Origin of the sequence: Pseudomonas sp. ATCC PTA-122608, assembly GCF_001952855.1 — a bacterium.
GTDB lineage: Bacteria > Pseudomonadota > Gammaproteobacteria > Pseudomonadales > Pseudomonadaceae > Aquipseudomonas.
On sequence record NZ_LPNO01000001.1, the window covers coordinates 206,340 to 219,952 of the forward strand.

The following is a 13,613-nucleotide window of genomic DNA, read 5'->3' on the forward strand; positions in this document are numbered from 1 at the left end:
GTAGTTCCAACAACCCTACTTCGGCGGGCAGGCTCAATACTTGAGCGAATCACAGGGGTATCACGCAAACGATTGCTCGCAAATGTGCAATCCGCTCAATCCAGCCGCTCTACCTCGGGCAATTCCATCGCCTGGACCTCACCCTGGAGAAAGTCCGCCAGCCGGCGCAAACGCTCACCACCGGGTCGGGTTTTCGGCCACACCAGATAGTAACTTTCCCCACTGGCCACGGCGGTTGGCCATGGCAGGCTCAGGCGGCCTTGGGCAACGTCTTCGGCCACCATCAGCAGGTCGCCCATGGAAACGCCGTAACCCCGCGCGGCAGCGATCATGCCCAGCTCCAATGTGTCGAACACCTGCCCGCCCTTGAGCGATACCTGGGATGACAACCCCATGCGCTCCAGCCAATAGCGCCAGTCACGCCGGTCGGGTGTCGGATGCAGCAACTCGGCGGTAGCCAGCCGTGTGACATCCCAGGGCCCGTCGCTCAACAGGTTGGGGGCGCCCACCGGAATCAACAGCTCAGGAAACAGGTAACTGGCTTCCCAGTCCGGCGGGAAATGGCCATTGCTCAGTAACACGGCGCAATCGAACGGCTCCTGGTTGAAGTCCACTTCATCGATGCTCATCCAGGCGCTGGTCAGTTGCACTTCATTGCCCGGCAGCAAATGCCGGAAGCGACTGAGCCGCGCCAGCAGCCAGCGCATGGTCAGGGTGGAGGGCGCCTTCATGCGCAGGATGTCGTCCTCTGCGTTCAACGTGTGACAGGCGCGTTCCAGGGCCGCGAAGCCTTCGCGCACGCCCGGCAGCAACAGGCGCGCCGCCTCGGTGAGCTGCAAGGTGCGGCCGCTGCGTTGGAACAGGCGGCAGGCGAAGTGCTCTTCCAGGGTACGAATGTGCCGGCTCACCGCGCTTTGGGTGATCGACAACTCTTCCGCCGCCCGGGTGAACGAGTTGTAGCGGGATGCGGCTTCAAACGCGCGCAAGGCGTAAAGAGGAGGAAGACGACGAGACATGGCGAAAGCTCCGACGGCGCAATCTCGAAACCCTACCAGAATCATTCAGGCATGAGTTTTAATCATGCGTGCCATCGGATTTATCCCTTTGTGCAATGCGCTGTGAGCGCCGAGAATCAACCCTTCCACCCTTCCCTGACTTTTTGAGCGTGATGATCATGCAGCATCCGGCACGTACCGAACTCTGGGCCATTCTGCGGCTGTCAGGGCCGCTGATTGCCTCACAGTTGGCCCACATGCTGATGGTGCTGACCGACACCCTGATGATGGCCCGCCTGAGCCCCGAGGCCCTGGCCGGCGGTGGCCTGGGTGCAGCGAGCTATTCGTTCGTGTCGATTTTCTGCATCGGCGTGATCGCCGCCGTGGGCACGTTGGTCGCGATCCGCCAGGGCGCGGGCGACATTGAAGGCGCCACGCGCCTGACCCAGGCCGGGCTGTGGCTGGCCTGGTTGATGGCGCTGGTGGCCGGCTTGTTGCTGTGGAACCTCAAGCCGGTGCTGCTGATGTTCGGCCAGACCGAAACCAACGTCGCGTCGGCCGGCCAGTTCCTGACCATCCTGCCGTTCGCCCTGCCCGGCTACCTGACGTTCATGGCCCTGCGCGGCTTCACCAGCGCCATCGGCAAGGCCACGCCGGTGATGGTTATCAGCCTGGGCGGCACGGTGATCAACTACCTGCTCAACCACGCGTTGATTGAAGGCATGTTCGGCCTGCCGAAACTTGGGCTGGTGGGCATTGGCCTGGTCACGGCCATCGTCGCCAACTGCATGGCCCTGGCGCTGATCTGGTACATCAAATACAACCGCGCCTACGACGCCTATCCGCTGCGCAAGGGCCTGCTGCGGCCCAACCTGCATTACCTGCGGGAACTGTGGCGCCTGGGCCTGCCGATTGGTGGCACCTATGCGGTGGAAGTCGGGCTGTTTGCGTTCGCGGCGCTGTGCATGGGCACCATGGGCAGCACGCAATTGGCCTCGCACCAGATTGCCCTGCAGATTGTGTCGGTGGCGTTCATGGTTCCGGCGGGCATGTCTTACGCGATCACCATGCGCATCGGCCAGCATTACGGGGCCGGGAACCTGCTGGACGCACGGCTGGCCGGAAGGGTTGGCATCGGCTTTGGCGCGCTGGTGATGCTGGGCTTTGCAGCGGTGCTGTGGTTGTTCTCGCACCAGTTGATCAGCTTGTTCCTCGACCAGAATGACCCGGCGTTTCGCGACGTGATCAACCTCGCGGTCAGCCTGCTGGCGGTGGCCGCTTGGTTTGAGCTGTTCGACGGCGTGCAGACCATCGCCATGGGCTGCATTCGCGGGCTCAAGGATGCCAAGACCACGTTCCTGGTCGGGTTGGGTTGCTATTGGCTGATCGGCGCACCGGCCGCCTGGCTGATGGCGTTCAACCTCGGCTGGGGGCCAACCGGCGTGTGGTGGGGCCTGGCCCTGGGCCTGGCGTGCGCGGCAGTCAGCCTGACCTGGGCGTTTGAACGGAAGATGAAACGGATGATTCGCCAGGAGCCTGAAGCCCACCGCGGATTTCAAGCCCCGCAGCCTGAGTAACGGCTGTACTCGGTCAAATGTGGGAGCGGGCTTGCTCGCGAATGCGGTGGGTCAGCTATGAATTGGTTGGCTGAAATACCGCATTCGCGAGCAAGCCCGCTCCCACATTTTTGATCGGGTTCACAATATTAGATCACGCCGCCCACCAACTCCTGGCTGTCACCAAACGTCAGGTAGTCCACCAGTTCCGACAGCGGCAACGGTTTGCTGATCAGGTAACCCTGGGCCTGGTCGCAGCCGAACAACCGCAGCAACGCCAGTTGCTCTGCGGTTTCCACGCCCTCGGCCACCACTTCCAGGTTCAGGTTGTGAGCCAGGTTGATCATCGCGTGGACCAGTTTGCGGTTCTCTTCGCGCTCTTCCATACCGCCGACGAAGCTCTTGTCGATCTTCAGCAAGGCAATCGGCAGGCTGTTGAGGTGCACGAACGACGAGAAGCCGGTGCCAAAGTCATCCAGGGAAAAGCGCACGCCCAGGCGGCCAAGGGCGTCCATGGTCTGCTTGACCAGGTCGCTGCGGCGCATCACCGCGGTTTCCGTCAGTTCAAATTCCAGCCACTGGGCTTCCACGCCACGCTCGGCAATCAACCGGCTGAGGGTGCTGAGCAATTGGCTGTCCTGGAACTGGCGGAACGACAGGTTGACGGCCATGTGCAACGGCGCAATCCCGCGTTCGCGCAGGTCCTGCATGTCGCGCAGGGCCCGGGAAATCACCCAGTAGCCCAGCGGCACGATCAAGCCGCTCTGCTCGGCCAGGGGCACGAACTCGCTCGGCGGCAACAGCCCGCGCTCGCCGTGGCGCCAGCGCACCAACGCTTCGAGGCCGACGATATGCCCGTCGTCGAGGTCCAGGCGCGGCTGGTAATGCAGTTCCAGTTCGTCACGACGCAAGGCCCGGCGCAGTTCGCTTTCCAGGTCGGCGAGGCTGCGGGCGTTGCGGTTGATGCGTTCGTTGAAGATATGAAAGGTGCAGCCCTGGGTGCTCTTGGCTTGCTGCATGGCGATATGGGCGTGCCACATCAGCGGGTCGGCGCCGGCCCGGGCCCGGGCATGTGCCACGCCGAGGCTGCAACCGATCAGCAGGCTTTCGCCATCGACCCAATACGGTTCGGCCATGGCTTCGATGATGCGTTCAGCCATCCATTCGGCGCGCTGGGGCGCACGGCGGGTGTCGATCAGCAGGGCGAATTCATCGCTGCCCAGGCGCGCCAGTTGATCACCGGCCTCCAGCTGGCTCTTGAGCCGCGAGACCACTTGCAGGATCAGCCGGTCGCCGGCCTGGTGGCCGAGGGCGTCGTTGGCGTGGCGGAAGTTGTCCAGGTCGAGGTGACCGAGGGCGACGCCACGGCCTTCGTTTTCCGCCAGGCGGGCGGTCAACAGGGTCTGGAAACCCTGGCGGTTGGCGATGCCGGTCAGCGGGTCCTGCTCGGCCAGGCGTTGCAGGGTGTTTTCCAGCACACCGCGCTCGCGCACATGCCGCAGGCAACGGCGCAATGTATCGACATCCAATGCATTCAGGATCAGCCAGTCGCTGACGCCGAGGGGCGAAACCAGAGGTTCCTCTTCCAACAGCAATACCGTTGGCAAGCTGCAACGACCGGGGCCGGGCTGAAGGCTGGCCGTTGTCAACAACACCGCACTGTGATCGTCGTCGAACAGATTGCTCACAGACTCCCAGTTTGGCGCGCTGATCAGCACAGCTCCGTCGCCCATCGGCGCCAGGCACTCGCGCAATAACGCTGCCCACGCTGGCTCATCGGCCAGTAGCAGCAAACGCAAGGGTTCGACAGGCGTAGACAAGCTAGCTCCCTAGACTCTGCAAAATTTCGTTGGCGGCGGGCATTATGACGTGCGGCCAGATAATGACCAATGATATGGGTTATCAAATACGCACTGCGCGGCTCTAGACCGAACAATAGTCCTAAATACCCTATACATCCTGCGGCAAAGTAACAAAACCGGCAAATTTAGATCGAGTGGTACGTCACACTGTCGTTCAGAGGCAGCAGAATCTTGCCAGCCTGTTAAAATGCCAGCCCTTTTGATCAATGACTCCCTGAATTCTGTATGTCCCGACTCAATCCCCGGCAGCAAGAAGCCGTGAACTACGTCGGCGGCCCTCTATTGGTGCTCGCCGGTGCCGGTTCCGGCAAGACCAGCGTGATCACCCGCAAGATCGCGCACCTGATCCAGAGCTGCGGCATCCGCGCCCAGTACATCGTCGCCATGACCTTTACCAACAAGGCGGCGCGGGAAATGAAAGAGCGCGTCGGCACCCTGCTCAAGGGTGGCGAAGGCCGTGGCCTCACTGTGTGTACCTTCCACAACCTGGGGCTGAACATCATCCGCAAGGAGCATGTGCGGTTGGGCTACAAGCCGGGCTTCTCGATCTTTGACGAGACTGACGTCAAGGCGCTGATGACCGACATCATGCAAAAGGAATACGCGGGCGACGACGGCGTCGACGAGATCAAGAACATGATCGGCTCGTGGAAAAACGACCTGATCCTGCCCGCCGAAGCCCTCGAAAATGCGCGTAACCCCAAGGAACAGACCGCCGCCATCGTCTACACCCACTATCAGCGCACGCTCAAGGCGTTCAACGCGGTGGACTTCGACGACCTTATCCTGCTGCCGGTGAAGCTGTTCCAGGAACACGCCGACATCCTCGAAAAGTGGCAGAACAAGGTCCGCTACCTGCTGGTGGACGAATACCAGGACACCAACGCCAGCCAGTACCTGCTGGTGAAGCTGCTGATCGGCACGCGCAACCAGTTCACCGTGGTGGGCGACGACGACCAGTCGATCTACGCCTGGCGCGGCGCCCGCCCGGAAAACCTGATGCTGCTCAAGGACGACTACCCGTCCCTGAAAGTGGTGATGCTGGAGCAGAACTACCGCTCCACCAGCCGCATCCTGCGTTGCGCCAACGTACTGATCTCCAACAACCCCCACGAGTTTGAAAAACAACTGTGGAGCGAGATGGGCCACGGCGACGAGATCCGCGTGATCCGCTGCCGCAACGAAGACGCCGAAGCCGAACGCGTGGCCGTCGAACTGCTCACCCTGCACCTGCGTACCGACCGGCCCTACAGCGACTTTGCGATCCTGTACCGCGGCAACTACCAGGCCAAGCTGATCGAGTTGAAGCTGCAGCACCACCAGATTCCTTATCGTCTGTCGGGCGGCAACAGCTTTTTCGGACGCCAGGAAGTGAAAGACCTGATGGCCTACTTCCGGCTGATCGTGAACCCGGACGACGACAACGCCTTCCTGCGGGTGATTAACGTCCCACGCCGGGAAATCGGTTCGACCACCCTGGAAAAGCTCGGCAACTACGCCACCGAACGCAAGATCTCGATGTACGCCGCCACCGACGAAATCGGCCTGGGCGAACACCTGGACACCCGCTTCACCGATCGCTTGGCGCGCTTCAAGCGTTTCATGGACAAGGTGCGCGAGCAATGTTCCGGCGAAGACCCGATCAGCGCCCTGCGCAGCATGGTCATGGACATCGACTACGAGAACTGGCTGCGCACCAACAGCTCCAGCGACAAGGCCGCCGATTACCGCATGGGCAACGTGTGGTTCCTGATCGAGGCGTTGAAAAACACCCTCGAGAAGGACGAAGAAGGCGAGATGACCGTCGAGGACGCCATCGGCAAGCTGGTCCTGCGGGACATGCTTGAACGCCAGCAGGAAGAGGAAGACGGCGCCGAAGGCGTGCAGATGATGACCTTGCATGCGTCCAAGGGCCTGGAATTCCCCTACGTGTTCATCATGGGCATGGAAGAGGAAATCCTCCCGCACCGCTCCAGTATCGAAGCCGACACCATCGAAGAAGAAAGGCGCCTGGCCTACGTGGGCATTACCCGCGCGCGTCAGACCCTGGCCTTCACCTTTGCCGCGAAACGCAAGCAGTACGGCGAGATCATCGATTGTGCCCCCAGCCGGTTCCTCGACGAGCTGCCGCCGGATGACCTGGCGTGGGAAGGCAACGACGACACACCAACCGAAGTCAAAGCCGTTCGCGGCAATACCGCACTGGCGGATATACGCGCGATGTTAAAGCGCTAGAATCGACTACTTTTTAATCTACTTTCGGCGCGTGTTGCGCCAACAGAGGAAGCTTTCGTGGAAGCACTGCACAAGAAAATTCGCGAAGAAGGCATCGTGCTTTCCGATCAGGTACTCAAGGTCGACGCCTTTCTGAACCACCAGATCGACCCGGCGCTGATGAAACTGATCGGTGACGAATTCGCTGCGTTGTTCAAGGATTCGGGCATTACCAAGATCGTCACCATCGAAGCCTCGGGCATTGCGCCGGCGATCATGACCGGCCTGAACCTCGGCGTACCGGTGATTTTCGCGCGCAAGCAACAGTCCCTGACCCTGACTGAGAACCTGCTGTCGGCAACGGTGTATTCCTTCACCAAGAAAACCGAAAGCACCGTGGCGATTTCCCCGCGCCACCTGACCAGCAGCGACCGCGTGCTGATCATCGATGACTTCCTGGCCAACGGTAAGGCGTCCCAAGCACTGATTTCGATCATCAAACAGGCCGGCGCGACCGTTGCGGGTTTGGGGATTGTGATCGAGAAGTCGTTCCAGGGTGGCCGTGCGGAGCTGGATGCGCAGGGTTATCGGGTTGAGTCGCTGGCGCGGGTGCAGTCGTTGGCGGGTGGTGTAGTTACCTTCATCGAGTAACCGACACCCACATACTGTAGGAGCGAGCTTGCTCGCGAAGAACGTTAACGATAACGCTGGCATTCTGGATGAACGCGTTGTCTGGACGTTTTTCGCGAGCAAGCTCGCTCCTACAGTGACGTCGCCCGAAGCCCTGCCAGCAACAGGCGCTGATACAAGTCCTCTTTCAACCCCTCCGGCTTATCCAACCGCATCCGCACCAAATGCTCGGGAAACGCCTCCGGCTCCGGTGCATCCAGCGCCGCCTTGCCCAGTTCCAGAATCTCCGTCAGCTTGAATTTGCTCTTGAGCCAGTTCAACGCCCGCAACAAATCCCGCTCTTCATCGGTGAAGTCACAGCCCAACGGATACTCCGGGAACAACCGGGGATGCCGCGCCTGAATCGCCTGCAAACGCTCCGGCGTGTTGTCGGCAAACCGCGGATCCAGCTGGAAATCCTTCGGCAACTTCCCAGCCTTCTGCGCCTGTTCGATCAAGTCTTCCTGGAATCGTGAGTCGGTGATATTCAGCAGCCGCTCAATCACCTTGGCATCAGTCTGCCCACGCAAATCCGCGATCCCGTATTCGGTGATGACGATGTCCCGCAGGTGCCGGGGAATCGTGCAGTGGCCGTATTCCCAGACGATATTGGAGCTGACATCACCCCCCGATTCGCGCCAGCTGCGCAGGATCAGAATCGAGCGCGCGCCTTCCAGCGCATGGCCTTGGGCGACGAAGTTGTATTGCCCGCCGACACCGCTGAGCACCCGGCCGTCTTCCAACTGGTCGGCCACGCCCGCGCCCAACAGGGTCACGGTAAACGCGCTGTTGATAAACCGCGCATCCAGGCGCTGCAAGCGCTTGAGTTCTTCTTGGCCGTACAGCTCGTTGATGTAGCTGATGCGGGTCATGTTGAACTCCAGGCGCTTGCTCTGGGGCAAATCCCGCAGGCGCTCGTAGAAACTTTGCGGGCCGAGGAAGAAGCCGCCGTGCACCGAAATGCCGTCTGTCTGCGCCGCTTCGTCCAGGGTGCCGGCGTTGGCCCGCTCCTGGGTCGCCACGTCCGGGTACACCTTGCGCCGCACAATCCCGGCGTCGGCCAACACCAGCAAGCCGTTGACGAACATTTCGCTGCAACCGTACAGGCCACGGGCGAAGGGCGCGACGCCGCCTTCATGGCTGATCAGCGGCGCCCATTGGTACACATCCAGGTCGGTGAGCAACAGGCGATACGCCTCGTTGTCCGCCTGGCGCGCCAGCAAGGCGGCGGTCAGCGCGTCGCCCATGGAGCCGATGCCGATCTGCAAGGTGCCACCGTCGCGCACCAGGGTGCTGGCGTGCAAACCGATAAAGTGGTCTTGGAAACCCACTGGCATGTTGGGGGTGGAGAACAGCGTGGTGCTGTCCTTCTCGTCGATCAGGAAGTCGAATTCATCCATGCCCAGTTCAGCGTCGCCGGGCATGTAGGGCAAATCGCTGTGAACCTGGCCCACCACCAGAATGGTCTCGCCGGCCTCGCGGCGCTTGGCGATCATCGGCAACAGGTCGAGGGTGATGTCGGGGTTGCAGCTCAGGCTCAGGCGGTCCGGATGTTCGGCGCTGCTGGCCACCAGTTGCGCGACGAGGTTCAGGCCGGCGGCATTGATGTCGCGGGCGGCGTGGCTGTAGTTGCTGCTGACGTAATCCTGCTGGGCCGAGGCGCTGTGCAACAAACTGCCGGGCTGCATGAAAAACTGCTGCACATGAATGTTGGCCGGCAGATTGTCCTTGTGCAGGGCGGCGAGGAAATCCAGCTCGGGATAGTCACCGAAGACCCGTTCGATAAAGGGTTCGAGGAAGCGCTTCTGCAAACCGTCGCCCAAGGTAGGACGACCCAGGGCCAGGGCGGTGTAGAGGGTCAGCGCCCGGTCCGGCAGCTTGGCGATACGCCGGTACAGCGCGTTGACGAACAGGTTGGGTTTGCCCAGGCCCAAGGGCATGCCCATGTGAATATGCGCCGGCAGCCGTGCCAGTACGTCGTCGACCGCTTGCTCAATTGAACACAACTGCACCATCCGACTTCTCCCGAACATTCCATGAATTGGGGTTGGACCGAGCTTGCCGGGTCTTTGCTGCAAAGAACAGCCTCAAAAGGCAAATTTCAGGCACAAAAAAGCCGCTGGTCAGCGGCTTTTTTGGCGAAGATCGGTTTATTTAAGACCCGACATCTTCTCGATCGCACCTTTAAGCTCGTCATCCGAGCAGTCGGCACAGGTGCCTTTTGGCGGCATGGCGTTCAGGCCGGTGATGGCCTTCGCCAGCAGGCCGTCGAGGCCACCCTGGTGATCAGCGCGGTCTTTCCAGGCGGCGGTGTCGCCAATTTTCGGAGCGCCCAACAGGCCGGTACCGTGGCAAGCGTTGCAGTGCTTGGCGATTACGTCATCCGGCGATTTCGCGCCACCGCCACCGCCCGCAGCCACTGCTACTTCCATCCCCTTGCACTCTTGGCCCTGGACGCACACCTGGCCGACAGGCTCCAGGCGTTTGGCAATTTCATCATTGGTCGCAGCTTGAGCGCTGACAGCCCATAGGGCCAGTACGGTTGCTGGTGCAGCCAGCATTTTCATAATTAGGTTCACGCGTTCACCCTCAATGGTGGCTATTCACGCCTGCGGCCACGGTTTCGCAGGCGGCGAAAGTATAACGGTTAGCCCGCCCCGCCGAAACAACCCTATTAACCAAGGGGAGATTCAGCAGGGCGGAATGCTGCTACGGGAGTCTCTGCGACATAGGCAGGACGCCTCTTTTCTTAAAAGTTCGCGGGTGTGGCTGCGCTGATTAGTCGCGCCGGCACTTCGAACGGATTACGAAAACGGTGCGGCTTGGTGCTTTCAAAGTAGTAGCTATCGCCGGCTTCGAGCACAAAAGTTTCAAGGCCGACTACCAGCTCCAGGCGGCCTTCCACCAGAATCCCGGTTTCCTCGCCCTCATGGGTGAGCATCTCTTCGCCGGTATCAGCACCGGGCGGGTAGATCTCGTTGAGGAACGCAATCGCCCGGCTCGGGTGCGCGCGGCCCACCAGTTTCATGGTGACGGCGCCGTCGGAGATATCGATCAGCTCATTGGCTTTATAGACGATCTGGGTCGGTTTTTCCTGGAGGATCTCCTCGGAAAAGAACTCCACCATCGACATGGGAATGCCGCCCAGCACCTTGCGCAAGGAGCTGATGGAGGGGCTGACACTGTTTTTTTCGATCATCGAAATGGTGCTGTTGGTGACGCCCGCGCGCTTGGCTAGCTCACGCTGGGAAAGACCTTTCAGTTTACGGATGGATTGCAGTCGTTCGCCGACGTCCAATGCAGGAGCCTCCTAGGATTCAGGCGTTGTTGTAATTGAGCGTTATCATGGCGACAGCGTTCAGTATTTACAACACTTTGGCCTAAATCCCGGGATCTGCCATTCGTGGGTGCCGCTCAAGCGCCGGAATAGAGCCGTGGCACCCGGCGCAGGTTGCAGAAGATCTGGTAGGGAATGGTGTCGGCGGCGGTGGCAACGTCACTGGCGAGGATGTTTTTGCCCCACAACTCGACGGTGGAGCCGAGCTCGGCTTGAGGCACGTCGGTCAGGTCGATACACAGCATGTCCATCGACACCCGGCCCAGCAACTGGCTGCGCTGACCGGCCACCAGCACTGGCGTGCCGGTGGGCGCGTGGCGCGGGTAGCCGTCGGCATAACCCATGGCAACCACGCCGACGCGCATCGGTTTCGGCGTGATGAACCTGGCGCCGTAACCCACCGGCTCACCGGCCGGCAGTTCACGTACGCAGATGACTTTCGATTCGAGGGTCATCACCGGCTGCAAACGCGCGGCGATGGCCTGGTTTTCGCCAAACGGCGTGGCGCCGTAGAGCATGATGCCCGGGCGTACCCAGTCACTGGAAACGTTCGGCCAGCCCAGCACCGACGGCGAATTGCGCAGGCTGACCTGGGCCGACAGGCCCTGGCGCGCCGCTTCAAATACCGCCACCTGCTCTTCGCTGCTGGTGCTGTCCAGCTCATCGGCACGGGCGAAGTGGCTCATCAGCACAATCTTCGCGACTTTGCCGCTGGCCAGCAGGCGCTGGTAAGCGTCGTGATAATCCTTGGGGTGCAAGCCGACACGGTGCATGCCCGAATCAAGCTTGAGCCAGACGGTCAGCGGCTGGCTGAGCTGCGCCTGTTCAATTGCATCTAACTGCCACAGCGAATGCACCACGCACCAGAAATCATGCTCGATGATCAGCGGCAGTTCGTCGGCTTCGAAAAAACCTTCGAGCAACAGCACCGGCCCGCGAATTCCGGCGGCCCGCAGTTCCAGCGCTTCCTCGATGCAGGCCACCGCAAAGCCGTCCGCCTCGGCTTCCAGCGCCTGGGCAACGCGCACGGCACCGTGGCCGTAGGCATCGGCCTTGATCACGGCGAGGGCCTTGGCCCCACCCGTGACTTCACGGGCCAGTTGGTAGTTGTGGCGCAGGGCTTGGAGGTCGATCAGGGCACGGGCAGGACGCATGGCGGCGGGCTTCTAGGCGGCAGTGAGAAGAAAAAACCGGCACCCACTGACTGCGCGGGCACCGGGAGAGGAGTTTTGCTTAAGGCAGAGCGGCCACAACCGACAGCTCCACCAGGATTTCCGGTTCGCAGAGTTTCGCTTCAACCGTGGCACGGGCCGGCGCGACGCCTTTTGGCAGCCACCTGTCCCATACCGCGTTCATCCCGGCGAAATCAGCGTCGATGTCTTTCAGGTAGATGGTCACCGACAGCAGCTTGGTCTTGTCGGTACCGGCCAGGTCCAGCAAACGCTCGATATTGACGAGGGTTTCGCGGGTCTGCTGCTCAATCCCGGCACTCATGTCGTCGCCGACCTGCCCTGCCAGATACACGGTACCGCTGTGAACAACGATCTGGCTCATGCGCTCATTGGTGAGCTGGCGCTGGATTGACATGTTTTGCGGACTCCTGGTGGTTGCCATAACGGGAAATATCGAGGCCTTCGGCACTGATTTGCGGGGTTTTCTTCGCCATCAAATCGGCCAGCAAACGACCAGAGCCACAGGCCATGGTCCAGCCGAGGGTGCCGTGACCGGTGTTCAGGAACAGGTTTTTGAACGGGGTAGCACCGACAATCGGCGTGCCGTCTGGCGTGGTCGGGCGCAGGCCGGTCCAGAAACTGGCCTGGCTCAAATCACCGCCCTGAGGATAAAGGTCGTTGACGATCATCTCCAGGGTTTCCCGCCGACGCGGGTTCAGCGACAGGTCAAAACCGGCTATCTCAGCCATGCCACCGACGCGGATGCGGTTGTCGAAACGGGTGATCGCGACCTTGTAGGTCTCGTCAAGAATGGTCGAAGTCGGGGCCATCGCCGCGTTGGTGATCGGCACGGTCATCGAGTAACCCTTGAGCGGGTACACCGGCGCCTTGATCCCCAGTGGCTTGAGCAGTTTCGGCGAGTAGCTGCCGAGGGCCAGCACGTAGCGATCGGCGGTTTCCAGCTTGCCGTCGATCCACACGCCGTTGATCCGGTCACCGGCGTAGTCCAGGCGCTGGATATCTTGCTCGAAGCGGAATTCGACTCCCAGCTGCTTGCACATGTCGGCAAGGCGGGTGGTAAACATCTGGCAGTCGCCGGTCTGGTCGTTCGGCAGGCGCAGGGCACCGGCGAGGATATCCGTAACGCTGGCCAGGGCCGGCTCGACGCGGGCAATGCCGGCGCGGTCCAGCAGCTCGTAAGGCACGCCAGACTCTTTCAACACGGCGATGTCCTTGGCGGCACCGTCCAGCTGGGCCTGGGTACGGAACAACTGCGTGGTCCCCAAGGTGCGGCCTTCGTAGGCAATGCCCGTCTCGGCGCGCAGCTCATCGATGCAGTCGCGGCTGTACTCAGACAGACGCACCATGCGCTCCTTGTTCACCGCATAGCGGCTGGCGGTACAGTTGCGCAGCATCTGCGCCATCCACAGGTACTGATCAATATCGGCGGTGGCCTTGATCGCGAGGGGTGCGTGGCGCTCCAGCAGCCATTTGATGGCCTTGAGCGGCACACCTGGTGCAGCCCATGGCGAGGCGTAGCCCGGCGAGATCTGCCCGGCGTTGGCGAAACTGGTCTCCATGGCCACAGCCGGCTGACGGTCGACCACGACCACTTCAAAACCAGCTCGTGCCAAATAGTAGGCACTGGCCACGCCAATGACACCGCTACCCAAGACCAGAACGCGCATTTTTATTCCCTCATCACGGCTTGACCGCTGACGTTTGTTGTTCAGCACAAAGATGTGGGCAGTATAAAAAGCAATCACCAGTGCATTTCACTATATAACTGCCTATATTTGGCGACAATT

Annotated in this window: 11 protein-coding genes; 3 read left to right on the plus strand and 8 right to left on the minus strand. The window is 61.1% G+C overall.

The window, feature by feature from the left end; genetic code table 11:
- Positions 1–95: 95 nt before the first annotated feature.
- Complete coding sequence (locus AU074_RS01030) at positions 96–1,016, minus strand: LysR substrate-binding domain-containing protein (protein WP_076013135.1); 921 nt, start codon at positions 1,014–1,016, stop codon at positions 96–98.
- A gap of 152 nt (positions 1,017–1,168) precedes the next feature.
- Here AU074_RS01030 and AU074_RS01035 point away from each other — a divergent pair, with 152 nt between their 5' ends.
- Positions 1,169–2,572 carry a NorM family multidrug efflux MATE transporter gene (locus tag AU074_RS01035; protein WP_076013136.1) on the plus strand — a complete coding sequence of 468 codons (1,404 nt, stop codon included), beginning with the start codon at positions 1,169–1,171 and terminating at the stop codon, positions 2,570–2,572.
- A 128-nt stretch (positions 2,573–2,700) separates the two neighbouring features.
- On the opposite strand, the gene AU074_RS01040 is transcribed toward AU074_RS01035, so the two are convergent.
- The gene (locus AU074_RS01040) at positions 2,701–4,371 is read right to left on the minus strand and encodes a bifunctional diguanylate cyclase/phosphodiesterase (protein ID WP_076013137.1); all 1,671 of its coding nucleotides are present in this window, start codon (positions 4,369–4,371) and stop codon (positions 2,701–2,703) included.
- Between the two features lie 267 nt (positions 4,372–4,638).
- On the opposite strand from AU074_RS01040, the gene rep reads away from it, so the two are divergent.
- Positions 4,639–6,648 (plus strand): DNA helicase Rep, encoded by a 2,010-nt coding sequence (gene rep / locus AU074_RS01045; RefSeq protein ID WP_076013138.1) that lies wholly within the window; start codon positions 4,639–4,641, stop codon positions 6,646–6,648.
- A gap of 57 nt (positions 6,649–6,705) precedes the next feature.
- Positions 6,706–7,278, plus strand: a complete 573-nt coding sequence (locus tag AU074_RS01050; RefSeq protein ID WP_008439415.1) for a xanthine phosphoribosyltransferase — start codon at positions 6,706–6,708, stop codon at positions 7,276–7,278.
- 110 nt (positions 7,279–7,388) lie between these two features.
- Here AU074_RS01050 and AU074_RS01055 read toward each other — a convergent pair whose 3' ends face one another.
- From AU074_RS01055 to dadA, 6 genes are all read right to left on the minus strand, one after another.
- Positions 7,389–9,311 (minus strand): acetyl-CoA hydrolase/transferase C-terminal domain-containing protein, encoded by a 1,923-nt coding sequence (locus AU074_RS01055; protein ID WP_076013139.1) that lies wholly within the window; start codon positions 9,309–9,311, stop codon positions 7,389–7,391.
- Between the two features lie 135 nt (positions 9,312–9,446).
- Positions 9,447–9,863: a cytochrome c5 family protein gene (locus tag AU074_RS01060; protein ID WP_076013140.1), complete on the minus strand. Its 417-nt coding sequence runs from the start codon at positions 9,861–9,863 to the stop codon at positions 9,447–9,449.
- Positions 9,864–10,045: 182 nt separating this feature from the next.
- Positions 10,046–10,594: a cupin domain-containing protein gene (locus AU074_RS01065; protein WP_003208755.1), complete on the minus strand. Its 549-nt coding sequence runs from the start codon at positions 10,592–10,594 to the stop codon at positions 10,046–10,048.
- A 116-nt stretch (positions 10,595–10,710) separates the two neighbouring features.
- Positions 10,711–11,787, minus strand: coding sequence for an alanine racemase (gene alr / locus AU074_RS01070; protein WP_076013141.1), 1,077 nt, complete (start codon positions 11,785–11,787; stop codon positions 10,711–10,713).
- Positions 11,788–11,866: 79 nt separating this feature from the next.
- Positions 11,867–12,220 (minus strand): RidA family protein, encoded by a 354-nt coding sequence (locus AU074_RS01075; RefSeq protein WP_017476691.1) that lies wholly within the window; start codon positions 12,218–12,220, stop codon positions 11,867–11,869.
- Positions 12,192–13,493 (minus strand): D-amino acid dehydrogenase, encoded by a 1,302-nt coding sequence (gene dadA, locus AU074_RS01080; protein WP_063033857.1) that lies wholly within the window; start codon positions 13,491–13,493, stop codon positions 12,192–12,194. Before dadA ends, AU074_RS01075 begins: the two co-directional genes overlap by 29 nt.
- Positions 13,494–13,613 lie beyond the last annotated feature (120 nt).

Bases quoted from the DNA above. Each gene is read 5' to 3' on its own strand.
- AU074_RS01060 (WP_076013140.1), bottom strand. From the start codon at position 9,863: ATGAAAATGCTGGCTGCACCAGCAACCGTACTGGCCCTATGGGCTGTC.
- AU074_RS01035 (WP_076013136.1), top strand. From the start codon at position 1,169: ATGATCATGCAGCATCCGGCACGTACCGAACTCTGGGCCATTCTGCGG.
- rep (WP_076013138.1), top strand. From the start codon at position 4,639: ATGTCCCGACTCAATCCCCGGCAGCAAGAAGCCGTGAACTACGTCGGC.
- AU074_RS01075 (WP_017476691.1), bottom strand. From the start codon at position 12,220: ATGTCAATCCAGCGCCAGCTCACCAATGAGCGCATGAGCCAGATCGTT.
- alr (WP_076013141.1), bottom strand. From the start codon at position 11,787: ATGCGTCCTGCCCGTGCCCTGATCGACCTCCAAGCCCTGCGCCACAAC.
- AU074_RS01055 (WP_076013139.1), bottom strand. From the start codon at position 9,311: ATGGTGCAGTTGTGTTCAATTGAGCAAGCGGTCGACGACGTACTGGCA.
- dadA (WP_063033857.1), bottom strand. From the start codon at position 13,493: ATGCGCGTTCTGGTCTTGGGTAGCGGTGTCATTGGCGTGGCCAGTGCC.
- AU074_RS01030 (WP_076013135.1), bottom strand. From the start codon at position 1,016: ATGTCTCGTCGTCTTCCTCCTCTTTACGCCTTGCGCGCGTTTGAAGCC.